General features: G+C 69.1%; 23 protein-coding genes and 1 tRNA gene. 9 read left to right on the top strand and 15 right to left on the bottom strand.

What is annotated here, in order from left to right:
- Positions 1-266 precede the first annotated feature (266 nt).
- From BSP_RS14055 to BSP_RS14065, 3 genes are all read right to left on the bottom strand, one after another.
- On the bottom strand, positions 267-995 hold the full coding sequence (locus BSP_RS14055; protein WP_152950741.1) for a prephenate dehydrogenase/arogenate dehydrogenase family protein: 729 nt from the start codon (positions 993-995) through the stop codon (positions 267-269).
- A complete protein-coding gene (locus BSP_RS14060) occupies positions 992-2,323 on the bottom strand; it encodes a dihydroorotase (protein WP_152950742.1) in 1,332 nt (443 codons plus the stop codon). The genes BSP_RS14055 and BSP_RS14060 overlap by 4 nt, the downstream gene beginning before the upstream one ends.
- Before the next feature lie 167 nt (positions 2,324-2,490).
- Positions 2,491-3,456: a glycosyltransferase family 9 protein gene (locus BSP_RS14065; protein WP_152950743.1), complete on the bottom strand. Its 966-nt coding sequence runs from the start codon at positions 3,454-3,456 to the stop codon at positions 2,491-2,493.
- A gap of 111 nt (positions 3,457-3,567) precedes the next feature.
- On the opposite strand from BSP_RS14065, the gene BSP_RS14070 reads away from it, so the two are divergent.
- The 6 genes from BSP_RS14070 (at position 3,568) to BSP_RS14095 (ending at position 7,390) form a co-directional block, all read left to right on the top strand.
- Positions 3,568-3,786 (top strand): hypothetical protein, encoded by a 219-nt coding sequence (locus BSP_RS14070; RefSeq protein ID WP_054766288.1) that lies wholly within the window; start codon positions 3,568-3,570, stop codon positions 3,784-3,786.
- Entirely contained in the window at positions 3,783-4,328 is a 546-nt protein-coding gene (locus tag BSP_RS14075; RefSeq protein ID WP_152950744.1) for a hypothetical protein, read from the top strand. Before BSP_RS14070 ends, BSP_RS14075 begins: the two co-directional genes overlap by 4 nt.
- Before the next feature lie 60 nt (positions 4,329-4,388).
- Positions 4,389-5,192 carry a folate-binding protein YgfZ gene (locus BSP_RS14080; protein WP_152950745.1) on the top strand — a complete coding sequence of 268 codons (804 nt, stop codon included), beginning with the start codon at positions 4,389-4,391 and terminating at the stop codon, positions 5,190-5,192.
- Between the two features lie 9 nt (positions 5,193-5,201).
- Positions 5,202-5,960 (top strand): 3-oxoacyl-ACP reductase, encoded by a 759-nt coding sequence (locus BSP_RS14085; RefSeq protein ID WP_152950746.1) that lies wholly within the window; start codon positions 5,202-5,204, stop codon positions 5,958-5,960.
- Between the two features lie 196 nt (positions 5,961-6,156).
- Positions 6,157-6,756, top strand: a complete 600-nt coding sequence (locus BSP_RS14090; RefSeq protein WP_152950747.1) for a DNA-3-methyladenine glycosylase I — start codon at positions 6,157-6,159, stop codon at positions 6,754-6,756.
- Positions 6,749-7,390 (top strand): ribonuclease HII, encoded by a 642-nt coding sequence (locus tag BSP_RS14095; protein WP_152950748.1) that lies wholly within the window; start codon positions 6,749-6,751, stop codon positions 7,388-7,390. Before BSP_RS14090 ends, BSP_RS14095 begins: the two co-directional genes overlap by 8 nt.
- 2 nt (positions 7,391-7,392) lie before the next feature.
- Here BSP_RS14095 and BSP_RS14100 read toward each other — a convergent pair whose 3' ends face one another.
- The 10 genes from BSP_RS14100 to BSP_RS14145 form a co-directional block, all read right to left on the bottom strand.
- Positions 7,393-7,701 (bottom strand): hypothetical protein, encoded by a 309-nt coding sequence (locus BSP_RS14100; protein ID WP_152950749.1) that lies wholly within the window; start codon positions 7,699-7,701, stop codon positions 7,393-7,395.
- A gap of 41 nt (positions 7,702-7,742) precedes the next feature.
- Positions 7,743-8,780 (bottom strand): DNA adenine methylase, encoded by a 1,038-nt coding sequence (locus BSP_RS14105; RefSeq protein WP_152951158.1) that lies wholly within the window; start codon positions 8,778-8,780, stop codon positions 7,743-7,745.
- A 441-nt stretch (positions 8,781-9,221) separates the two neighbouring features.
- Complete coding sequence (pyk, locus tag BSP_RS14110) at positions 9,222-10,664, bottom strand: pyruvate kinase (RefSeq protein ID WP_152950750.1); 1,443 nt, start codon at positions 10,662-10,664, stop codon at positions 9,222-9,224.
- Positions 10,665-10,813: 149 nt separating this feature from the next.
- A complete protein-coding gene (locus BSP_RS14115) occupies positions 10,814-12,514 on the bottom strand; it encodes an alkaline phosphatase family protein (protein WP_152950751.1) in 1,701 nt (566 codons plus the stop codon).
- Between the two features lie 67 nt (positions 12,515-12,581).
- Complete coding sequence (locus tag BSP_RS14120) at positions 12,582-13,526, bottom strand: DUF808 domain-containing protein (RefSeq protein ID WP_152950752.1); 945 nt, start codon at positions 13,524-13,526, stop codon at positions 12,582-12,584.
- A 151-nt stretch (positions 13,527-13,677) separates the two neighbouring features.
- A complete protein-coding gene (locus BSP_RS14125) occupies positions 13,678-14,340 on the bottom strand; it encodes an OmpW family protein (RefSeq protein ID WP_152950753.1) in 663 nt (220 codons plus the stop codon).
- Positions 14,341-14,463: 123 nt separating this feature from the next.
- Positions 14,464-15,861, bottom strand: a complete 1,398-nt coding sequence (gene hemN, locus BSP_RS14130; RefSeq protein WP_152950754.1) for an oxygen-independent coproporphyrinogen III oxidase — start codon at positions 15,859-15,861, stop codon at positions 14,464-14,466.
- Positions 15,848-15,994, bottom strand: a complete 147-nt coding sequence (gene cydX / locus BSP_RS14135; protein WP_054766299.1) for a cytochrome bd-I oxidase subunit CydX — start codon at positions 15,992-15,994, stop codon at positions 15,848-15,850. The genes hemN and cydX overlap by 14 nt, the downstream gene beginning before the upstream one ends.
- Before the next feature lie 19 nt (positions 15,995-16,013).
- Positions 16,014-17,162 (bottom strand): cytochrome d ubiquinol oxidase subunit II, encoded by a 1,149-nt coding sequence (gene cydB, locus BSP_RS14140; RefSeq protein ID WP_152950755.1) that lies wholly within the window; start codon positions 17,160-17,162, stop codon positions 16,014-16,016.
- 26 nt (positions 17,163-17,188) lie between these two features.
- On the bottom strand, positions 17,189-18,769 hold the full coding sequence (locus tag BSP_RS14145) for a cytochrome ubiquinol oxidase subunit I (RefSeq protein WP_152951159.1): 1,581 nt from the start codon (positions 18,767-18,769) through the stop codon (positions 17,189-17,191).
- A 198-nt stretch (positions 18,770-18,967) separates the two neighbouring features.
- Here BSP_RS14145 and cydD point away from each other — a divergent pair, with 198 nt between their 5' ends.
- Together cydD and BSP_RS14155 are read left to right on the top strand one after the other, a co-directional pair.
- Positions 18,968-20,584 (top strand): thiol reductant ABC exporter subunit CydD, encoded by a 1,617-nt coding sequence (gene cydD / locus BSP_RS14150; RefSeq protein ID WP_054766301.1) that lies wholly within the window; start codon positions 18,968-18,970, stop codon positions 20,582-20,584.
- Positions 20,584-22,236: an amino acid ABC transporter ATP-binding/permease protein gene (locus BSP_RS14155; RefSeq protein ID WP_152950756.1), complete on the top strand. Its 1,653-nt coding sequence runs from the start codon at positions 20,584-20,586 to the stop codon at positions 22,234-22,236. Before cydD ends, BSP_RS14155 begins: the two co-directional genes overlap by 1 nt.
- A gap of 131 nt (positions 22,237-22,367) precedes the next feature.
- Here BSP_RS14155 and BSP_RS14160 read toward each other — a convergent pair whose 3' ends face one another.
- Positions 22,368-23,105 carry a helix-turn-helix domain-containing protein gene (locus BSP_RS14160; protein ID WP_224760992.1) on the bottom strand — a complete coding sequence of 246 codons (738 nt, stop codon included), beginning with the start codon at positions 23,103-23,105 and terminating at the stop codon, positions 22,368-22,370.
- A gap of 91 nt (positions 23,106-23,196) precedes the next feature.
- Between BSP_RS14160 and BSP_RS14165 the strand changes: the two genes are divergently transcribed.
- Positions 23,197-23,607: a hypothetical protein gene (locus BSP_RS14165; RefSeq protein WP_054766303.1), complete on the top strand. Its 411-nt coding sequence runs from the start codon at positions 23,197-23,199 to the stop codon at positions 23,605-23,607.
- Positions 23,608-23,630: 23 nt separating this feature from the next.
- Here the strand turns inward: BSP_RS14165 and BSP_RS14170 are convergent.
- Positions 23,631-23,717, bottom strand: a tRNA-Leu gene (locus BSP_RS14170).
- Positions 23,718-23,732: the final 15 nt, after the last annotated feature.

Consider the following 23,732-nt stretch of genomic DNA (forward strand, 5'->3'; position numbering starts at 1 on the left):
CCCAAACGCCGACGTAGCGAGCAAAGACGCCACGGCGATAGACCACATGCCCACTGAACGCGGCGGAGATTTCCTTCGGCGACATGAATGCTTTCAACGCTTCACGCTCAACGATGCAGACGTGAGTGTCGCCTCTTGGACTGAAAGCCCAATCTCGGAAGGAATAAACCGTAAGCGGTGCCATGCGTGGCTCTTTGATCCTCAAGGAAAACGTCCGCAACGGATCGATAGCACCCATCCAGCCTACGCCCCAAAAGAGACGCCCCCTACCCCTCCCCCAACGCCCCCCGCGCCTGATCCGCCAGGGTGAAGAACCGCTCGCGCACCTCGGCCGCGAAGGGATTGTCGCGTTCGATGGCGCGGAAGACGGCGGGGCTGTCGTGGCGCACCATGTCCACCGCCTCCATCAGCCGGTCGAAACTGGCGGTGGTCATGCGGGTCGGCAGGGGCTCCATGGCCAGAAGCGCACGGGCGATCAGATGGGTCAGGCCCTGGACCACGGCCGCCTCCCGGTCATGATCTTCGGGCGTGACCAGAAAGACCCTCAGCTTCAGGGCTTTCCGGCAGAAGGCGGCGACGCGGCGGGCGTCACGGTCGCCACGCACCGCGCAGACGGCGATCCTGAGCCCGGCGATCCCGGCCTTGCCGCTCTGGGGGCCGAACAGCGGGTGGGTTCCGACGACGCGCACGCCGGGCGCCAACCTATCGTCCATCAGTCGCGCCGGCTTCACCTTGACCGAACCGACGTCGAGGACCAGGGCGTCCGGCGCCAGATGGGGGCCCATGGCGCCCAGGGTCGCCTCCAGCGCCTCGACCGGCACGGCCAGGATCACCGTCGGACAGGCGGCGGCGGTCGCCAGATCGGTCAGGGTCGCCCAGCCCTCGCCGTCTTCAGCGGCCGGGTCATGGGCGTAGATGTCGAACCAGGACGACAGATGCCGCGCCGTCAGCCGCCCGAAGGCGCCGAAGCCGATCAGGCCGAGTTTTTCCCTCACAGTGTCTCCATGAACCGCACCGGCCGTCCGTGGGGCGCGCCGATCAGTTCGCCGTCCTGCATCACCACCCGCCCGCGCACGATCGTCGCCATCGGCCAGCCGGTCGCCTCGACCCCGTCGAAGGGGGTCCAGCCGCAGCGCGAGGCCTGCTGGTCGTGGGTGATTGTTCTCTTGGCCTTCAGATCGACGATGGTCAGATCGGCGTCATAGCTGACGGCCATCCGTCCCTTGTTGGCCGTGCCGAACACCCGCTGGGCGCCGGCCGAGGTCAGGTCGATGAAGCGCTCCAGGCTGAGCCGCCCTTGCGCCACATGGGTCAGCATCAGGGGCACAAGCGTCTGCACCCCCGGCATGCCGGACGGCGAGGCCGGATAGGGCTTGGCCTTCTCCTCCTTGGTGTGCGGCGCATGGTCGGAGCCCAGCACGTCCGCCACGCCCTGCTGCATGCCCCACAGCCACAGGGCGTCCACATGCTCCTGCGACCGGATCGGCGGATTCATCTGGGCATAGGCGCCCAGCCGCTCATAGGCTTCGGGCGCGGCCAGGGTCAGGTGTTGCGGCGTGATCTCGACGGTGGCGACATCCTTGTGGAAGCGCAGGAACTCCATCTCGTCCTTGGTCGTGACGTGCAGCACATGGATGCGGGCGCCCGTCTCCTGGGCCAGGCCGACCAGACGGCGGGTCGAGCGGATGGCGCTCTCGGCGTCGCGCACCTCGGGGTGGCTGGTCCAGTCACCGGTGCGGGCCAGGCCGCGCCGCTCGACCAGCCGGTATTCATCCTCGGAGTGGAAGGTGGCGCGGCGGCGCACGTTCGACAGAACCTTGCGCACCCCCTCGTCGTCGGCGATCAGCAGGTCGCCGGTCGAGGCGCCCATGAAGACCTTGACCCCGCAACAGCCGGGCAGCCGCTCCAGCTCGCCCAGATAGTCGGCGTTCTCATGCGTGCCGCCGACATAGAAGGCGTGGTCGGTCCACATCCGGTCCTTCGCCCGCGCCAGCTTGTCGGCCATGGTGTCCGGATCGGTGGTGTTGGGATTGGTGTTCGGCATTTCGAACACGGCGACGACCCCGCCCAGAGCCGCCGCGCGGCTGCCCGTCTCCAGGTCTTCCTTCCACTCCAGGCCGGGTTCGCGGAAATGAACCTGGGTGTCGATGACGCCGGGCAGGACGGTCAGGCCCGTCGCGTCGAAAGTCTCTCCGGCCGAGGCCTGGGACAGGTCGCCGATGAAGGCGATCTTGCCGTCGATCACCCCGACGTCGGCCATGCCCCGCCCCGCATGGTTGGCCACCTCGCCGCCGCGGACGATCAGGTCATAGGTCTGGGTCATGGGGCGGGCTCCTGACTATTCATCACCGTCATCCTCGGGCTTGACCCGAGGATCGGACCGTCCGCGTCACGGCAGAAGACGCATGGGCTGTGTGCTTCTACCGGAAGGCGCCCCGTGTGCGGAACCCTCGATCCTCGGGTCGAGCCCGAGGATGACGGCGGCGTGGGTCAGCCCCGCTCCTTCAACACCCTTTGCGCCGCCTTCAGCACCCGCTCCCACGGCAGGTCCATCATATGCTGGATGGCCTGGTTCAGCCGGGGGTCCAGGGTCTTGAACTCCGCAAACGATCGGGGCCCGCGCACCGTCACCCCCTTCCAGGGGCCGCGCCGCGTCTCGTCCGACGGGCCGAAGACCGCCACCACGGGCGCGCCCGCCGCCGTCGCCAGATGGGTCCAGATCGAATCCGCCCCTATGTACAGCCGCGCCTTGGACAGCGCCGCGACGGTCTGCAGCCGCGTCAGCCGGCCTTGCAGCTCGATCACCCGCGCGCGCGGCACGGCGTAGCGGATGGTGTGGGCCGCTTCCCGGTCGATCTCCTCGCCCACGATCATCAGACGCCCGCCCGCCAGGGGGCCGTCGTCGGCCAACAGCTTGGTCGCCACCTTGGCGTAGCGCTCGGCCGGCCAGCGCCGCCCCATCCACTCCACCCCCGGCCCGACCGCCAATATGGGGCCGTCGCCGCCGGTCGCGGGGATCAGGGCCTCGACCTGGGCCTGGGTGATGTCGGAGACATAGAGCCGGGGCGACGGCGCCTCATGCGGCTCCAGCTTCAGCACGGCGGCGGCGGCCTCGACCGCATGCAGGCCCTCGGGATCGCGCCCCCGCACCGCCCGCTTCTGGCGCCTCAGCTTGCCCGACAGGGTCGAGCCGCGCATGTCCACGACCAGGCCCCAGTGGGTCCCCCGCACCTGGTTCCACAGGGCGATCCAGTCGAACCGCCCCTCGCGCTCCAGCACCAGCAGCCGTTCCAGCCGGGGCGTGTCGGCGAACAGGGGCGCGCTGGCGGCCGATCCCACCACGGTGAAGACGGCGTTGGGCAGGCTCTCGACCAGATAGGCGAGCACGCCCGAAGACAGGACGGCGTCCTCGGCGTCCGCCTCGGCGATATAGAGGATGGGAAAGCGCCCGATCATCCGTGCACCGTATAAAGGGATTCTCGCCGGGATTCAGCGCCAATCCCCAACTGCGGGTCTGCGCCTCGCCCGACGGTTTCCCCGCAGGCCGCAATGGTTTAGAGCCCGGCCATGGTTCAAACCCCCGATCCGGCCGCCGTCGCCGCCCTCGAACGCTTCAAGGCTCAACGGGTCACGGCCCTCTATCGGCTGGACCTGATCGACCAGGGCGCGGTCATCACCTATGAGGACGGAACGCCCGTGGACATGGCCTCTGAGAAGACGCGGCTTCAGGCCGTGGTCGCCGACATGGACCGCCGCATCGCCCGGCTGGAGCGGTCGGTCGGTTGAGCCTGCCCCTCCTGCCCGACCGGACCTGCGGCGCCTGCGTCGAATGCTGTCGGGCCATTCCGCTGGACCTGCCCGAACTGGCCAAGCCCACCGGCGAGCTGTGCGCCTATTGCGTCGAGGCGGCGGGCTGTTCGGTCCATGCCGTGCGGCCGAACACCTGCCGCATCTGGTTCTGCCTGTGGCGGGTCGTCGAACTGTCCGACGACTGGCGGCCGGACCGCAGCGGCGTCATCATCCGCCCGGATGGGATCGAGGACGGGGTGATCACCCTGTACGTCCTGCGGCGCAGCGACTTCCTGGCCTCCGTCGACCTGTTCGCCACCATCGCCGGCTGGATCGCCGAAGGGGTGGAGGTGGCGCTCAGCGTCCCCGGCCCCGTGGGGACCTATCCCGCCCGCGCGGTCGTCACCGACTGGCTGCGCCCGGCCGTTGAGGAGGGCGATCCCGCCGACTTCCTGGATCGGCTGATGCGGTCGCTGGACCGGCTGGACCGCCATGATTTCCAGCCGGACGGGGTGGTCGCCCGCTACGCCGTGGTCTGAGGCCCAGATTTTCGGTCCCGCCGCCTTATGCCCAGGCTCCGGCCTGCCTATCTAGGCGCCATGCCCGTCGCCCGCCTGTCCAGCCGCGCCCTGATCGCCGTCACCGGCCCCGAGGCCCGGCCCTTCCTGCACAATCTGCTGACCCAGGACGTCGAGACCCTGTCCGAAGGCGAACTGCGGTTCGGCGCCCTGCTCTCCCCGCCCGGTCGGCTGCTGTTCGACCTGTTCATCCTGGGCCAGGCCGAGGGCGTCCTGCTGGACGTCGCCGCCGACCGCCGCGACGCCCTGATCCAGCGGCTGTCGATGTACAAACTGAGGGCCCGGGTCCAGGTGGCCGCCGACGACCGCCCCGTCTTCGCCGCCTGGCCCGACGCGCCCACAGGCTTCATTCCCGACCCCCGAACACCTCTGATGGGCGGCCGCCTCTATGGCCCGGCTACAGCCGACGCGACCGAGGCCGACTATGACGCCCATCGCCTGTCGGTCGGCGTGCCCGATCCGGCCGCCGACGCCCCCCAGGACAAGACCTATCCGATCGAGGCCGATTTCGACCTGCTGAACGGGATCGACTTCCACAAGGGCTGTTTCGTCGGCCAGGAGACCACCTCGCGGATGAAACGCCGGGGTTCGATCAAGAACCGGATGCTGGTCCTCGACTTCGACGGCCCCCCGCCCCCCTTCGGCGCCGAGGTGCTGAAGGGCGAGCTGCGCGCGGGCGAGGTGCTTTCGGGCCGAGACGGCTCGGCCATGGCCCTGTTGCGCATCGACCGTCTCGACGGCGAGCTGACCGTCGAGGGTCGGCCGGTGCGCTTGCGCCGGCCCGCCTGGATGGGTCAGGACGTCCTCCCCTCCTCCACCGACTGAGACCCTTCCATGAAGATCGCCGACCAGATCGTCCTCGTCACCGGCGGCGCGCGCGGCGTCGGCGCCGCCGCCGTCCGCGCCTTCGCCCGCGAAGGCGCCCGCGTGATCATCAACTGGCGCGCCAGCGGCGAGGCCGCCGAGGCCCTGGCGGCCGAGATCGGCGACCGCGCCGTCGCCCTTCAGGCCGATGTGGCCGACCGCGCCGCCGTCGACGCCCTGGTCGCCGCCGCTCAAGGCCATTTCGGCGCCCCCGTCACCACCGTCGTCAACAACGCCCTGGACTACAGTTTCAACGGCGACGCCCGGTCGCAGATGACCGACATCGGCTGGGACGAACTGGCGGCCCAGTTCTCGACCGTGGTGCGCGGCGCCCTGAACACCATCCAGGCGACGGCGCCGGGCATGGCCGCCGGCAAGTTCGGGCGGGTGATCAACATCGGCACCAACCTGTTCCAGAACCCGGTCGTGCCCTATCACGACTATACCGCCGCCAAGGCCGCACTCCTGTCCCTGACCCGCACGGCGGCCGGCGACCTGGGTCCGGACGGGATCACCGTCAACATGGTCTCCGGCGGCCTCTTGCGCACCACCGACGCCAGCGCCGCCACGCCGGACGCCGTCTTCGACCTGATCGCCGGCATGACCCCGCTGCGGTCGGTCACGACGCCGGAGGAATTCGCCGACGCCGCCCTGTTCTTCGCCTCCCCCTGGAGCCGCGCAGTGACGGGTCAGAACCTGGTGGTGGACGGGGGACTGGTGCGGGATTGAACCCCGCTCCCTTCCCTTCTCCCTAGGGGAGAAGGTGGCCCGAAGGGCCGGATGAGGGCCCGCCGATGGGCCAGCTCGCACCACCGCGCCCCTCACCCTTTCGCGCAAGACCGATCGCTACGCTCTCGGGCGCTCAAGCCCTCTCCCAACGGGAGAGCGAACTGGACACGTTCGAACAAACCGGCAACATCGCCGTATGACCGACTCACATGCCTCGGGCCGCTGCGGCTGGTGCGGGACCACCGACCCGCTCTACATCGCCTATCACGACACCGAATGGGGCGTGCCCGAACGCGACCCCCGCGCCCTGTGGGAGAAGCTGGTCCTCGACGGCTTCCAGGCCGGCCTCGCCTGGATCACCATCCTGCGAAAGCGCGAGGGCATACGCGACGCCTTCGACGGCTTCGACCCCGAAATCGTCGCCCGCTATGACGAGGCCGACATCCAGCGCCTGCTGGGCGACCCCCGCATCATCCGCTCGCGCGCCAAGATCAAGGCCGCCATCCGCGGCGCCCAGATCTGGCTTGAGATGCGCGACAACGGAGAGGATTTCTCAGCGTGGCTCTGGTCCTTCGTCGGCGGCGAACCAATCCACACCCCCTTCGCCGACTATCGCCAAGCCCCGACCCAGACCGAACAGTCCGTCGCCATGGCCAAGGCCCTGAAGAAACGCGGCTTCAACTTCTGCGGCCCGGTGATCGTCTACGCCTTTATGCAGGCGGTCGGCATGGTCAATGATCACCAGACGACCTGCTTCCGTCACGCCCAGGTTCGTGCGATGGCGGGCCATGGCTAAAGCCCCCGCGAATCCGAAGGCCTTTCCCACGCTCGCGCTGGAGACCCTGCTGATCCAGCGCGTCAACGGCCCCGTCTGCGGCGTGGACGAGGCGGGGCGCGGGCCGTGGGCGGGGCCGGTGTCGGCGGCGGCGGTGATCCTGAACCCCGACGACCTGCCGCCGGGCATCGACGATTCCAAGGCCCTGACCGAAAGGCGCCGCGCCGCGCTGGAGCCCGAGATCAAGGCCCGCGCCGTCGCTTGGGGCGTCGGCTTCGCCTCGGTAGAGGAGATCGAGGCGCTGAACATCCTGCACGCCACCGGCCTGGCCATGTGCCGCGCCATCGAGGCCCTGTCGGTCCAGCCGATCGCCGCCCTGGTGGACGGCAACTATCGGTTCAAACTGCCGTGCGAAATCCAGACCGTGGTCGGCGGCGACGGCCTGTCCCTGTCCATCGCGGCGGCCTCGATCCTGGCCAAGACGGCGCGGGACCGGCTGATGATCGAACTGGACGCCCAATATCCCGGCTACGGCTTTGCGGGGCACAAGGGCTATAACGCCCCCGTCCATCAGGCCGCGCTGAAGACCCTCGGCCCCTGCCCCGCCCATCGCCGCAGCTGGGGACCGATCAAGGCCTTGCTCGAAGAGGCCTGACCTCAGATGTGCATGAAGCCGCCCAGGAGGGCGCCCATCAGGGCGGCCACCGCGGCGCCGGCGATCATCATCATCCAGTGCGGCGGCGGGTTCAGGGCCGGTTCCGCCTCCGGTTCGACGGTCTCGACCGGCTCGGGCTCGCGGCGGCCGAACCGCTCGGCGTTGTGGGTATAGAGGCGCGACGTCATGCGATCCGCCGGAAAATCGGAAATGGGCTGATCCGTCACCCAGGACTTGGGCTCGGCGGCCGGGCGCAGGCGATAATCGTCTTCGCGAGCGGGGGTTCCAGTGTGTGTGACGGGCGGTTGCATGGACCCTGAACGGCGTCCGCCCGAGTCGGGTTCCCGTCGGCTCAGGCCGCGAAGGACAGGGCCACCGGCGGGTCGGTGACGACGAACAGATGTTCGACGTTCCTCAGCCGCCCGACCTGACCCACCTTTTCCCCCTTGGGATTGTGGATGCCGATCCGGGCGCCGACGTAGCGGGGGTGGGCGATCTCCACCACCTGGACCCGTCCCCGCGCCGACAACATCTCGACCAGGTCCTGACGGCTCAGATAGCCTTCGTCATTGAAGCTGACGATCAGGTTCGGCGCCCGGACGCGCTCGATCACCGACTTCAGGGCCGGGCCGATGCCGGGGCGGCTGTTGAAGGCGCTCTTGCGCGTCTTCACATCCACCCGCTTGTTGGCGATCCCATAGGTCTCGGGCCGGTCCCACAGCACCAGGCTTTCCCAGCAGTGATAGTTGGCCAGATAGGAATGCTGGTTATAGGGCGGGTCCAGATAGACCAGGTCCGCCTCCACCTGATCGGCCATCTCGACCGCATCGCCTTGGGTCGCCCGGCACGGCGCCCCGACGCCCGGCAGGAGGTCGGGCAGGCGCAGCTCCAGCGGCTTCAGCGCGCGCGGCGCCCACTGTTTCATATAGGCCATCTGCACCCCGGCGGTGCTGTCCACCCGATCCGCCGCCTCCATCAGACTGACCAGGACCACGGCCTTCAACTCGGGCTCCAGCTCCATCGCCTCGATCCGGTCGCGCACCGCGTCGATCCGGGCGCCGTTGTCGGGATGGAAGTAGCGGGCGTCCCGGCAGAAGGTCTGGGTGAACCAGCCCGCCTCGGGTTTCACGGCCCGCAGTTCCGCCAGCACCGCCTCGGCCCGGTCGATCCAGACCTCTCGATCGGCCTGGACATAGGCCGTCGCCAGGGCGTGGGCATAGGCGTTGTGGTCGTTCGACCAGAGCTGAAACCCCTTGGCCTTCAGCGCATGGCCGACCCGGGCCGTCCCTGAAAACAGGTCGCACACCCGCCCGCCCTGGGGCAGGACGCTCGCCACGGCGGCGCTCACATGGCCCAAGAGGGCGCGTTTGGAGCCGATATATTTGATCATCCGGGCCGCCGACTCATACCGCCACGGTAGCGCCCCGGCTCCATCGCCGCCATCGCCGTCGCCGCCGATCCGCACCACGGAGCGAAAATCAGACAAGGCCGTCAAGGCCTTGGACGGATCGACCCGCTTTCGACGCCCCTGGGTCCGACGGCGCCCTATAGGACGTCTCAGGTCTTTGACATCTTTCGCCCCCGTCCAGCGCCCGGCTCAATCGGACAGATCGGACAGATCGGACACATCGGACACCTCTTTTTCGTGTCCGACCGGGCCGCCTTCGGCGCGTTCAGCGGCCTTCGCGGCCGTCCTGGCCCGGCTCAATCGGACAGATCGGACACATCGGACGCTGTTTTTTTTCGTGTCCGATCCCGCCGTCTGCGGCCCGTTGACCGGACTCAATGGACTCATCGGACTGTTTTTTCTCAGTCCGACGGCGCCTGATCCTCAGCCCTTCTTGCGCCCCTTGGCCTTGGCGGGCGCATGGGCCAGGCGCAGCAGATTGGCCGCCCCCGGCGCGCCGAACGGCGTGCCGGCCAGGATCAGAATGCGCTGGCCCGGCTCGGCCAGCCCATAGCGGACCGCGCTGTTGACCGCATCGTCGGTCACGGCCTCCAGCGAGTCCGGCTGATCCCCCAGCCGGGGCTCCAGACCCCAGACCAAGGCCAGCCGCCGCGCCGTGTTCGGATTGGGGGTCAGGACCAGGATCGGCTTCAGCGGCCGCTCGCGCGCCATCCGCCGGGCCGTGCCACCCAGGGTGGTGAAGACCACCAGACAGCCGGTCGAGGGGGCGCTGGCCGCCATGCCCGCCGCCGCCACCAGGGCGTCCACGTCATGTTCGTCCATGCCAGCGTGTTCGGCGCCCATCAGCTTGGGCCACATCGGGTCGCGCTCGACCCGCTCGATGATCCGGCTCATGATGCCGACCGATTCCAGCGGATAGTCGCCCGACGCCGTCTCGGCCGACAGCATCAGGGCGTCGGCGCCTTCGTAAACGGCGTTGGCGACGTCGGTCGCCTCGGCGCGGGTCGGGGCCGGGGCGCTGGTCATGGATTCCAGCATCTGGGTGGCCACGATCACCGGCACCCCGCGATTGCGCGCCGCCCGCACGATCTGCTTTTGCGCCACCGGCACGTCTTCGGGGTCCAGCTCGACCCCCAGGTCGCCGCGCGCCACCATCACCCCGTCGCAATAGTCCAGAATGGCCTCCAGATCGGCCACGGCGGCGGGCTTTTCGATCTTGGCCAGGCAGGCCGCCTGGCCGTTCACGATCCGCTTCAGCTCGGCCATGTCCTCGGGCTTCTGCACGAAGCTCAGCGCCACCCAGTCCACCCCCTGGCGCAGGGCGAAGGCCAGGTCCTCACGATCCTTGGGCGTCAGGGCCGAGACCGGGATCACCGCGTCCGGCACGGCCACCCCCTTTCGGTCCGACAGTTTCGTGCCGCTCTCGACCGTCACATCGGCCCAGTCGTCGGTCCGGTCGCCGACCCGCAGCCGCACCCGGCCGTCGTCCAGCAACAGCAGCATGCCGGGGCGCAGGGCCTTGAAGATTTCGGGGTGCGGCATCTGCACCCGGGTCTCGTCGCCCGGCGTCGGGTCCAGGTCGAACCGCATCTTGTGGCCCGGCTTGACCGCGATCTCGACGTCCTTGAACCGGCCCAGCCGCAGCTTGGGCCCTTGCAGATCGGCCAGAACCCCCAGCGGCCGTTGCAGCGCCATCTCGGCGCCCCGCACGGCCTTCAGGGCGGCGGCGTGGTCCTCGTGCGAGCCGTGGCTGAAGTTCAGCCGAAAGACGTCCACCCCCGCCTGGGCCAGGGCCTTGACCATGCCGGGCGCGCGGCTGGCGGGCCCCAGGGTCGCGACGATGCGGGCGCGGCGGGCTCTGTTCATGACGGCGTTTCCTGCTGGTTTCTGGGCCGCCCGGCGGCGCACGGCGGCGCCGATCCGGGACGATTTGCCCTCTTCTGCCTAGGAAACGTCAAGGGCGTAAGCCCGGCTTCCCTTCGGGAAACACGAGTTTACGGCCCCGAAACAGGAGTTTATCGCGCCGGCGTCGTCTCCGTCGCCGGGCAGTCGGCCACCGCGAACCCGTTCAGGTCGATGCAGCGGCCCTCGACCTTGGGCGTCGCCACCCCGATGACGTGGGCCAGGGTGGGGGCGATGTCGATGGTGCGGATGGGCAGGAACCGCTCCTCGCCCGTCGCGCCGGGCCACCAGAACAGGATCGGCACCCGGCGATCATATTCCCACGGCGTGCCGTGCCCGGCCAGGGTCGAGCCGACCCGCCCGCCGGCGGTGACGTTCTGGGCCCAGGCGAACTGGATGTCGGGCGAGCGTTCGGCCACCGTCGACAGGCGCATCCGCTCGCGCAGGCTCATCATCTCCGGCTCGCGGCTGTCCGGCAAGGGCTCGGCCAGCAGCCGATCCCGCGTTTCGGCGAAGGCCACGTCCGGCAGGGCGCGCAGCATCTCGACCGCCGCCTCGGCCACCTGGGTCCGCAGCGGATCAGGCAAAGACCGGTGCTGGGCGTCGGCGACCATCAGGCCGCTGCCCCCGACCTGAAGCGGATCGGCGCTGAGGTTGAAACGCGCCTTCAGCGCGTCGTTCACCCCCTGGATCGCCGCCATGTCGGCGCGGCGGGCGTGGGGATAGCCGTGGTCGTGCAGCCGCTCGACGAAGTCGGACCCGCCGTGGTCGGCCGTCAGCACCACCAGGACCCCGCCCGGAACCTGGGCCAGCCGATCCAGGAACTCGCCCAGGGCCGCGTCCAGCCGCAGCATCTGCTCGCACATCTCCGGTCCCTGGGTGCCGTACAAATGGCCGATCCGGTCCGTGGCCGACAGGCTGACGCCCAGCATGTCGGTCGCCGGCCCCTGCCCCAGCTTCTGGCTGTCCAGCAGATATTCGGCGGCCTCCAGCGTCGCCTCGTCCAGCAGGGGCGAGGTGTCGAACTTCAGGCCCGCCGGCGGCAGGGTCGAATGGAAGGTCTGGCCGCGAATGGTCCAGTCCCCGGCCAGGGCCCGGCACTGATCATGGGCGTAGTCCCAGGTCACCGGCGCAAGGCTCATCCCCTGGCGGAAGGCGCGGTTGTAATCCGCCACCGGCGCCAGCTTGGCCTGCGCCGTCTCGCCGGGCTCGACATAGGTGGTCAGGCCGAAGTCGCCGGTGAACCAGAAGGCCTGGCCCTGATGGCCCGCCAGATTGATCGCGCCCCGATCCTTGCCCGAGACGGCGACGACCTTGCTCTCAGGGCTCACCGCCTTCAGCCAGTCGCCCAGGGTCGTGGCGCGCAGCTGCTCGGGCCCCACCGGGCCGTTGTCGGTGTCGTCCCGTCCGTGGGCCAGGTGGTTCTGCGGCGCGGCCAGGCAATAGACCTCCTTGCCTGTCTTGGCGTCGATCCAGTCGTTGGCGGGGATGCCGGTCTCGGACGGATGCAGGCCCGTCAGGATCGTCGAGTGGCCGGGGCAGGTCTCGGTCAGGCCGTGGGTCTGATAGCCGTTGATCGACACCAGTCCCTGGTCCGCCATCCGCCGCAGGCCGCCGGAGTAACGGCTGCGATACTGGTCGAACAGATTGGCGCTGAACTGGTCCACCACGATGGTCACGATCAGCTTCGGCGGCGTCAGGGCCGCGCGGGCGGTCTGCGGCGCCGCCGTCTGGGCGGTCTGGGCCAGGACCGGACCGGCCGCCCCCAGCGACAGGGCGGCCAGGGCCGCCAGCGTGATGCGCGACAGGGACATGGGCTTACTCCGAAACAGCGTGGCTCAGCGTCTTAAAGGCCGCCGATGGCGATGGCGTGACAGCGGATCAGTGGGCCGGTCGGGACCGCAGCCGTCCCAGCTGATGCACGGCGACGGCGATAGCCCCGCCGACCATCACCCCGATAATGGCCGAGCCCAGCGCCGTCACCGCCCAGCTGATCACGCCGTGCAGCGGACCCGTCGCGGCGCCGACCGCATGGGCCAGATGCTCCAGCGGCTCGGCCGGCCAGTGCAGGCCCAGCGTATGGGTTCCGTGCACCAGAATGCCGCCGCCGACCCACAGCATGGCGGCGGTCCCGATGATCGACAGGGCGCTCATCACCACCGGCATGCCCTTGACCAGGCCGCGCCCCAGGACGCGAACCCCGCCGTTGGGGCGCTCGGCCAGATGCAGGCCGATGTCGTCCATCTTCACGATCAGGCCCACGACCCCATAGACGGCGACCGTCATGGCGATGCCGACCACCGCCAGAATGGCCGCCTGGGTCAGGATCGGCTGGGCCGCCACATCGGCCAGGGCGATGGCCATGATCTCGCCCGACAGGATCAGGTCGGTCCGCACGGCCCCGGCCACGGTCGCCTTCTCCAGCGACGCGGGATCGTCCTCGGCGGCGACCTCTTCGTCAGGACCATGGCCGCCGAAGACCTCCATCAGCTTCTCGGCGCCCTCGAAACACAGATAGGCCCCGCCGCACATCAGGATCGGGGTTATGGCCCAGGGGGCGAAGGCGCTCAGCAACAGCGCCGCAGGCAGGATCAGCAGCAGTTTGTTGCGAAACGACCCCAGGGCGATCTTGCCGATGATCGGCAGTTCGCGGCTGGGCGACAGGCCGGTGACATAGCGCGGCGTCACGGCCGCATCGTCCACCACCACCCCGGCGGCCTTGGTCGAGGCCTTGCCCGCCGCCGCCCCGACATCGTCGATCGAAGCCGCCGCCATCTTGGCGATGCCCGCCACGTCGTCGAGCAAGGCGATCAAACCGGAAGGCATGCGAGAATCCCCAAGTTGCGCCGCAATAGGCGGTCGCTCCCGGCCCTAGGGCGCGCCGCCGGATTTGTCGAGCGCATCCGCACGACGACGAAAGCCCCGCCGGCGAACCGGCGGGACTTCCATTCGAACGCATTTCCGATGTCGGTTTTTTTTAGAACTTACGGCCAACCCCCACAGAAACGACCCACGGGTCCAGATCCACATCGCTCTTCAGAGCGCCGTCGTTGACGTCGGCGTCGATATTGACCCACACCTTCTTGACGTCGACGTTCAGGCTCCACGGTCCCTGGATGCCGATGTCGGCGCCCGCCTGCAGGGCGTAGCCAAAGTTGTCGTCCAGATCGACTTTGAAGCCGTTCTTGTCCTCGCCGCTGTAGAACAGCATGTAGTTGACGCCCGCGCCGACATAGGGGCTGAACCGGCCCTCGGTCAGCGGGCGATACTGAAGGGTGACGACCGGCGGCAGGACCCAGGTCTCATGAACGGCGACGTCGGTCGTTCCGCCCTGGGCGCGGATCTCATGCTTGGTCGTGCCCAGGATCGCCTCGACCGCCAGATGGTCGGTCAGGAAATAGGTGAAGCCCAGGGTCGGCATCACGCTGTCGCCCACATCGACGTGCAGGCCGGAGTCGGCGCCGGCGGCGGTCGTGATGGCGTTGTCGGCTTCGGAAAAGACGTCCGTCACGCGGCCGGTGATGACCCAGTCGCCCTTCTTGGGCGCTTCCCAGACGGCGGTCTGGGCCATGGCCGGCGCGGCGAAGGCGGCGGCGGCGACGGCTGAGAGGATCAGGGTTTTCAGTTTCATCTTGCTCATCCCCGACGCCCGCTGCCGCCTCATGCGACCTGTTCCGAGCGTCTTGAGAGGGATGTGCGCCCCCTGCAAAGGTTCGGCCTTGATCCAGCGCAAACCCATGCAGGGGTTGGACAATCTGTCCAGTCAAACCACCCGGGCGTGCCGCTTCTCGATGTCGACGGCGGCGGGATCAAAGGCGGCGCAGACCGCCCGCACGAACGGACGCCCCAGGTCCGTGACCGTCACCACAGACCCGCTGACTTCGGCCAGCCCGTCCAGCTGGAACGGCAGCAGCCGGGGCCAGGCGGCGTCCACCTCGGCCAGAGCGCGCCCGTGTCGGCGCGCCAGATCCGCCACATCGACGGCGAAGTCGCACATCAGCCGTTCGATGATCTCGCCCACGAAGGCGTCGCGCGGATTCAGGGCCACGCCTCGTGCGACCGGCAGGTCTCCGGCTTCCACCGCGGCGCGCCAGTCACGCTCCTGGGCGTGGTTCTGAACAAAGCCCAGCGGCGTGCGGCTGATCGACGACGCCCCCAGGCCGATCAGCACCGGCGCCTCGTCGGTCGTATAGCCCTGGAAGTTGCGACGCAGCCGGCCGGCCCGCGCGGCGGCGGCCATGGAATCGTGCGGCAAGGCGAAATGATCCAGTCCGATCGCCTGCCAGCCCTTCTGCACCAGATAGCGCGCCGCCGCCTGGCTCTGGGCGAAGCGCGCCTCGGCCCCAGGCAGGTCGGCCTCCTTGATCAGCTTCTGATGCGGCTTCATCCACGGCACATGGGCGTAGCCGAAGAGGGCGATCCGGTCGGGCCGCAGGGTCGCGACCTGGGCCACCGTATTGACGACGTTCTCGACCGCCTGAAGCGGCAGGCCGTACATCAGGTCGAGGTTCAGCGAGGTCACGCCCTGCGCCCGCAGCGCCTGGGCCGCCCAGCGGATGGTCTCGAAGGATTCCGGCCGGTTCACCGCCGCCTGAACCACGGGCGACAGATCCTGCACCCCCAGGCTGGCGCGGCTCAGGCCGATGCGGCCGGCGGCCTCGATCCAGTCCTGGGTCAGGACTTCGGGGTCCAGTTCGGCGGCGATCTCGAAACAGTCGCCCAGGTCGAACCGGGCCGCCAGGCCCGCGAACAGCCGTTCCAGCTCTTGCGGCGGCAACATGTTGGGCGTGCCGCCGCCCAGATGGATCGAACCGACCCTCAGGCGTCGGCCGTTCAGCCCGCCCATCCGGGCCAGGACCAGATCGGCCTCCTTCAGCAGCAGATCGACATAGCTGCTCATGGGGGCGACCCGGTTCATCGCCCGGGTGTTGCAGCCGCAGTACCAGCACAGCCGCTTGCAGAAGGGGATGTGCAGATACAGCGACACCGCGCGGTCGAGGGGCGCGGCCGACAGCCACGCCCCCCAATCGGCGGCCCCGACGGCGGGGGTGAACTGCGCCGCCGTCGGATAGGAGGTGTAGCGCGGCGCGTGGGCGTCGTAGCGGGCGATCAGCTCGCGCGTCGTCCGCACGTCGGCGCCGGCCGGGCTAGAGAGGGACATCGCCTTCTTTCGCCGCATCGACCGACAGGCCTTGGTCGCCTTCGTCGAACAGGTGGAACTCGTGCCACAGGCCGTTCAGCACGCCGAAACCGACCGCCAGCCCGACACCCAGGATCCAGGAAAAATACCACATGGCTTGATGCTCCTCGGGTTCAGTACAGGTCGGGGTTGGTCTTGAGTGCGGCGGTCGAGGTCCGGCCCCACAGCACCTTGTAGACCCAGCTGGTGTAGGCCAGCACGATGGGCAGGAAGACCAGGGTGCAGATCAGCATGATGAACAGGGTCACGTGGCTGGACGAGGCGTTCCAGACCGTCAGGCTGGACTGCGGGTCGATCGAGCTGGGCAGGATGAAGGGGAACATCGACAGGCCGACGGTCGAGATGATGCCGACGGTCGAGATCGACGACCCGCCGAAGGCCAGGGGCGCGGACCGCAGCCACATGCCCGACAGGCCGACCACCGCCCCGACGAAGCCCAGGGTGGGCGCGATCATCATCCACGGATAGAGCTTGTAGTTGTCCAGCCAGGCGCCGGGCGCGGCCTCGACCGTGGTGCGCAGCGGGTTGGAGAAGCCCTGGATGTCCAGGTCGCCCACGATCCGGTAGCCGACGTTGCCGAAGGCCATATACAGGCCGCCCGCAGCGAACAGGACGAGGGCCAGAAGGCCGGCGATCGTGCCGTACAGACGGGCGCGTTCCAGCACCGGTCCCTTTTCCGCCTTGACCGACAGCCAGGCCGCGCCGTGCAGCACCAGCATGGCCACCGACAGCAGGCCGGCGATCAGGCTGAACGGGGTGAAAAGGCCCAGCAGATTGCCGTCGTAGAAGGAGCGCAGGTCGCTATCCAGACGGAAGGGGGCGCCCAAGAGGACGTTGCCGACGGCGACGCCGAACACCAGGGCCGGCACGAAGCCGCCGATGAACAGGCACCAGTCCCAGAAGGACCGCCACTTGGGCGAGGGCCGCTTGGAGCGGTACTTGAACGACACCGGCCGCAGGATCAGGGCCGACAGGACCAGGAACATGGCCAGGTAGAAGCCCGAGAAGCTGACGGCGTAGACGAAGGGCCAGGCGGCGAAGATGGCGCCGCCGCCCAGGATGAACCACACCTGGTTGCCTTCCCAGGTGGCGCCGACGGTGTTGATCACCATCCGGCGCTCCTCGTCCGTCTTGGCGACGAAGGGCAGCAGGGCCCCGACCCCCAGGTCGAAACCGTCGGTCAGGGAGAAGCCGATCAGCAGCACGCCCAAGAGGGCCCACCAGATCAGGCGAAGGGTTGCGAAGTCGATTGGAAGATCCATGGTCGGATGTCCTCAGTCTGTCTGGTTCAGGCCACGGCCGGGGCGGCGACGGGGGTCGCGGGCGCCTCGGGGGCGGGGGCGCCGAAGGTTTCCTGCTCGTGGAAGGGCCCCTTCTTGATGGCGTAGAGGATCAGCCTGACCTCGACGACGGCCAGGGCGCCGTACAGGGCGGTGAAGCCGATGATGGTGCCCCACAGCTGGGGCACGGTCAGGGTCGAGGCGCCCAGGAAGGTCGGCAGCACGCCTTCGACTGCCCAGGGCTGACGCCCGAACTCGGCCAGGATCCAGCCGAACTCGATCGCGACCCACGGCAGCGGGATCATCAGCACCGCCAGACGCAGGAACCAGCGGGTGTCATGCTTGCGCACGGTGCACAGGAAGAAGGCCGTGGCGAAGAACAGGATCATGAACATCCCGATGCCGGCCATGATGCGGAAGCTCCAGAACAGGGCCGGCACGTTCGGCACCGTCTCCCAGGCCGTCTGTTTGATCAGCTCGGGCGAAGCCATGCGCGGATCGGCGACGTGGCGCTTCAGCAGCAGGCCGTAGCCCAGGTCGCGACGATGGGTCTCGAACACGCCGCGGGCGACGGGATCGGCCGGATTGGCCTTGACCTTCTCCAGGGCGTCATAGGCGATGACGCCGGATTCGATGCGGTCCTCAGCGGTGGCGACCAGTTCGAAGATGCCCTGGACCGGCTTGTCGATGGTGCGGGTGGCGATCAGACCCATGATCCACGGCACGTGGACGCCGTAGTGGGTCTCGCGGTCCTTCATGCTGGGGATGCCGATCAGGGTCAAACCGGCAGGCGCGGGCTCGGTGTGCCACATGGCTTCCAGGGCGGCGAGCTTCATCTTCTGGTTGTCGGTCAGGGCGTAGCCGGACTGGTCGCCCAGGACGACGACGGACAGAGAGGCCGCCAGGCCGAAGGCCGAGGCCACCGTCATCGACCGCTTGGCGAAGCCGACATGCTTGCCGCGCAGCAGATAGAAGGCCGAGACCCCCAGCACGAACACCGAGGCGCAGACATAGCCGGCGCTGACGGTGTGGACGAACTTGGCCTGGGCCACCGGGTTGAAGATCACGGCCATGAAGTCCGTCACCTCCATCCGCATCGAGTCCGGATTGAAGGCGGCGCCGACCGGGTTCTGCATCCAGCCGTTGGCGATCAGGATCCACACGGCCGACAGGTTCGTACCCAGCGCCACCATGAAGGTGACCAGCAGGTGGGCCGACGGCTTCAGCTTGTCCCAGCCGAAGAACATCAGACCGACGAAGGTGGCCTCCAGGAAGAAGGCCATCAAGCCCTCAATGGCCAGAGGCGCCCCGAAGATGTCGCCGACATAGTGGCTGTAATAGCTCCAGTTCATGCCGAACTGAAACTCCATGGTGATACCGGTGGCGACGCCCAGCACGAAGTTGATGCCGAACAGCGTGCCCCAGAAGCGCGTGATCGTCCGCCAGATCGGCCGACGGGTCATCACATAGATGGACTCCATGATGACCAGCATGAACGACAGCCCCAGGGTCAGGGGCACGAACAGGAAATGGTAAAGGGCTGTCAGCGCGAACTGCAGCCTGGATAGGTCGACGACCGCGAGGTCGATCATGGCTCTAGGCTCCTTGTAGCCGGCCCCGACGACCGACGTTCGTCCCGCCCTAGAACCAAGGCGGGGCGGTCGCCTTGATTTCGATCAAAGCCCCCTTGCCCTCGGGATCGTAGTGGACTGATCGTCCTTGGACATTTCGCCCAACGACGGTTTGTCCAATGGCTTTCGGCCCTGTCCCGAGGCTGGAGTGTTCGAATGACCTCTGCGCCGATTTCGGCCTCCTCTCCCGCCGCCCCTCCCGCCGTCTGGCTGAAACGGTCCGCCGCGCCCTGGCGGCGTCTGACCGCCCTGGCGGGTCTTCTGGCGGTGGCGGACGTGGTTCCGGCGGTCGGTTTCGCCGGCGGTCTGGCCATGACGGTGGCCGCCTTCGGCGCCTCGCCCCTGGCCGCCCTGCCCTGGCTGCTGCTGGCGGTCGTCAGCCTGATCGCCCGCGGCCTGATCGGTCAGGCGACGGTGGTGGTGGGCGCGCGCCTGGGTCGGTCGGTCAAGACCAGCGTGCGCGACCGGCTGCTGGTCGACCTTTTCGGCCGGGGCGCCCGGTCCGGCGACCGTTTGACCGCCGTGGTCGAAGGGGTCGGCGCGCTGGACGGCTATATGTCCCGCTTCACCCCCCTGAAGACGGCCGCCGGCCTTTCGCCCCTGTTGATCATCGCCGTCGCCGCCGTCGCCAGCCCCTTTTCCGCCGGCATACTCCTGTTCACCCTCCTGCCCTTCGTCTTCGGCATGATCCTGGCCGGAACCGCCGCCGCCGGTGAAAGCCGCCGTCAATTCCAGGCGCTGGAACGGCTGTCGGGCCTGTTCGTCGATCGGGTGCGCGCCCTGCCCGCCGTCCTGGCCTTTGACGCCCGCGCCCGCACCACCGTCGAAATCGCCCGCGCCTCCGACGAACTGGAGCGGCGCACCAATCGGGTCATGCGCATCGCCTTCCTATCCTCCGGGGTGCTGGAGTTCTTCTCGGCCCTGTCGGTGGCGCTGATCGCCGTCTATTGCGGCTTCAACCTGTTGAAGCTCCTGCCCTTCCCCGCGCCCGAGCAGCTGGACCTGCCGCGCGCCTTCTTCGTGCTGGCCCTGGCGCCCGAGGTGTATCAGCCCCTGCGTCGCCTTGCCGCCGCCTATCATGACCGCCAGGCGGCCGAGGCCGCCGTCCCCGCCCTGATCACGCCCGAGCCCGTCGCGCGCGACCGACATATCCTGCCGGAAGACGCCCCGGCGATCCGCTTTTCTAGCGTCTCTATCGCTTACGGAGACGCCGCCCCGGTGATTTCCGATTTCGACCTGGAGGTCCGCCCCGGCCAGATCGTCGCCCTGGTCGGCGCCAGCGGCTCGGGCAAGTCCAGCCTGCTGCACCTGTTCCTGGGCCTGTCGCCCCTGACCGCCGGAGAGGTCGAGGTGGGCGGCGCGCACCTCAGTCAGGCGGGCGACTTCGCCGGTCAGATCGCCTGGGCCAGCCAGAACCCCGTCGTCGTGCCGGGCAGTCTGGGCGACAACATCCGCATCGCCGATCCGTCCGCCTGCCCCGGCCGGATCCTGGTCGCCGCCGGAGAGGCGGGCCTGTTCGGCGATCTGGACCGGCCCATCGACGAACGCGGCGGCGGCCTTTCGGGCGGCGAACGGCGCCGCCTGGGCCTGGCCCGCGCCATTCTGAAGCGCGCCCCCATCCTGCTGCTGGACGAGCCCACGGCCAATCTGGACCCGGCTGCGGAAGAGGCCATGCTGGATCTGATCCGCCAGGCGACGCGCGGTCGCACGACCTTGATCGCCACCCATTCCGCCGCCGTCGCGGCCATGGCCGACCGCGTGGTGCGCCTGTGATGAACCGTCCCTCGGCCTCCCGCATCGGCGCCCTGATCGCCGCCCAGCGTCGCGCCCAGCGGCTGCGTCTCCGTATCGCCGCTACGACCGGCGCGATCGTCGCCGTGGCGGCGACCTGTCTTCTGGGGCTGTCGGGCTGGTTCATCACCAGCGCCGCCCTCGCGGGGATCGCCGGATCGGCGGCGGTCCAGGCCTTCAACTATATGGTGCCCAGCGCCACCATCCGTCTGCTGGCGATCCTGCGGACCGGCGCCCGCTATATCGAGCGGGTCTCCGGCCATGAGGCGGCGCTGAAGGCCCTGGCGCGGATGCGTCCGCAACTGTTCGACGCCCTGGCTTCGGCGCCGCCAAGCCGCGCCCTGGCTCTCGCTTCGGGGGAAGCCTCGGCGCGGCTGGTCCAGGATGTGGACGCGGTTCAGACCCTGTTCGTGCGGCTGTCGGCGCCTTGGGCCCTGGGAGCCGGCGCCGCGTCCGCCGCCCTCCTCGCCGGCCTGGCCAGTCCATGGGCGGGCGCGCTCCTGCTGGCCTCAATGGCCCTCTGCGCAGCCGGCGCCCTTCTGATCGCGCGACGTCTGGCCGCCCCCGCCGGGCAGGCGGTTCAGATCGCCGTCGGCCGACTGAAAGACCGGCTGGCCGCCCTCGAGGCCGTATCGCCCGAATTGAAAGCCTATGGGCTGGACCGTTGGGCGGCGACCCAAGCGGCCGAGGCCGCCGCCGACCTGGACCAGGCCCAAGTCGCCCTGACCCAGGCCGGAGGCTGGATGGCCGCCTGGCAGGCGGTCGTCACGGGGGCGGCGGTCGCGGCGGTGGTCCCCGCCACCCTGGGCGCGTCCCTGCCTCTGACCGCCCTGGCCGCCTTGGCGGCGGTGATGGGCGTCGAATCGGTCGCCGGCCTGGTCGGCGCCCTGCAACAGAACGGCGCCGCCGAGGAAGCCGCCCGCCGCCTGGAGGCCCTGCCCTCGGCTCTTCACCCGAATCGGGCGCCGGTTTCGGTCGCCCCGACCCTGGTGCTCCAGGCCGACGGCGCGGCCCTTCATCCGCCGGCGCGCCTGGGCCTGATCGGCCCCTCCGGTGCCGGCAAGACCACGCTGATCGAACGCCTGATCGGCCTGCGGGACGCCCAGCCGGGCGAAGCTCGCCTGGGCGACATCGACGTCGCCGACCTGACCCCCGAGGACCGACGGCCGCTGTTCGCCTATGCCGCCCAGGACGTGCGGCTGATCGACGGCACCGTCCGCGAGAACCTGCTGCTGGCCGGCCCGGCCGACGACGACGCCCTGTGGCGCGCCCTGGACGACGCGGCCCTGGCCGAACGTCTGCGCGCCGACCCGGCGGGTCTGGACGCCCGCATCGGCCCCAACGGCGAACGGCTGTCCGGGGGCGAACGGCGTCGGCTGGGTCTGGCGCGCGCCTATCTGCGGCCCGCCGCCTGGCTGGTGTTGGACGAACCGACCGAGGGGCTGGACCCGGCGACCGAGGCCCAGGTGCTGAAGGCCCTGGATCGACGGCTGAAACAGGCCGGTCAGGGCCTGATCCTGGTCAGCCACCGCTCCGCCCCAACTCAGTTGTGCGACCGGACGATCCGGGTCGAGGGCGTGGGGGAAGACGGCCGGGTCGGCCTGGCGCCCGCCCGCCGGCTCACGCCCGCCTAGAGCATAATCGTTTCGGACGGAACCGCTTCGCGGTTCCGACAGAAGCGTGAATCATGCTCTCGTTTTAATCTGGAGCCTGATTCACGGCTTCAGCGGAAGCGCGAAGCGATTCCACTTCAACCGATCAGGCTCTAAGCCTCGCCCTCGGCGATGTCGCGCAGCCGCTCGGGTTCTTCGATCCGCAGTTCGCTGAGCGACAGCAGACGGATCACCCCTGTGGTCTTGAACTTGGTCAGGACCCGGCTCACCGTCTCTATGGTCAGGCCCAGATAGTCGGCGATCTCGGATCGGGTCATCGGCAGCCGCACCTGATCCTCGGCCTGCGGCCGCAAGGGATCGCGGCTGGGCAGCTCCAGCAGGAAGGAGGCGATTCGTTCCTGCGCCGTCTTGCGGCCCAGGAGCAGCATCTGGTTCTGGGCGGCGGCCAGTTCGTGGGTCGCCCGATCCAGCAGAGCCTCTTCCAGCCGGGGCCGCTCACGCACCAGAGCGCGGTATTCGCTCTTGCGGAACCGGCACAGGGTCGAATCCTCGATCGCCTCGCCTGAAAAGGCGTAGTCCTCGCCGGTCGCCAGGCCCACGAAGTCGCCGGCGAACAGGAAGCCCGTGATCTGGCGCCGCCCGTCGGGCAACAGCTTGTAGATCCGCACCGATCCCGAGGTGATGTTGAACAGATGGATGGCCGGATCGCCCTCGCGGATCAGGGCCTCGCCCGCCTTCAGCGACACCCTTTCGGCGATGGCGTCCAGGCCGGCCAGGTCCGCCGGATCCAGGCTGCTGCAGACGCTGAAGGCGCGCGCGCCGCAGCCGACGCAGACCGATTCCTGTCGGCGCTGTGCGCAGTCGGTCGGCAGGGCGCGAAGTTCCAGCATGATGGCGCGATTATGCTCTTGTCCGCCTAAGACGCAATTCTTTTGACGCGGATCAAGGCGGTCCTTTCGTCCAAGCCCTAGACGTCCGACAATGAGCGCACTCCAATACCGACGCCTGAGCGGCGACGAGGCCGACCAGGCCTATGTCATCGCGCGCATGGCTGATTCGACCCTGACGATGGACGCCTGGCGCGCCCGCGTCGCGGCGGCGCCTGCGGCCGGCGGAGTGATGGCGGCCGTGGCGGGAGGGGTCGTGCGCGCGGTCCTGGCCTATACGATCGCCACCACGACGGAGGGCGAGCGTCAATTCATCGTCGACGCCCTGGTCGCCTTCGATCTCTTGAGGCCCGAGCGGCTCGTCCAGGGCCTGATCGACGCCGCATGCGACCTGGCCCGGCAGAACTGCAAGGCCATAGGCCTGTCGGCGGGCCTGGACGCGCCAGGACGCGACGCCGTGATACGCCATATCGCCGAAGGCGCCGTGCTGCATCGGGTCATCTGATCCAGCGGCGCGGACGGGGCTGCTGGTGCGGGCGGCCGGGATCGAACCGGCAAGGGCTTTCGCCCGGCAGATTTTAAGTCTGCTGCGTCTACCAGTTTCGCCACGCCCGCGAGCCGGTCCGGCTC

Source organism: Brevundimonas sp. Bb-A, assembly GCF_009394735.1.
GTDB classification, from domain to species: Bacteria; Pseudomonadota; Alphaproteobacteria; order Caulobacterales; family Caulobacteraceae; genus Brevundimonas; species Brevundimonas aurantiaca.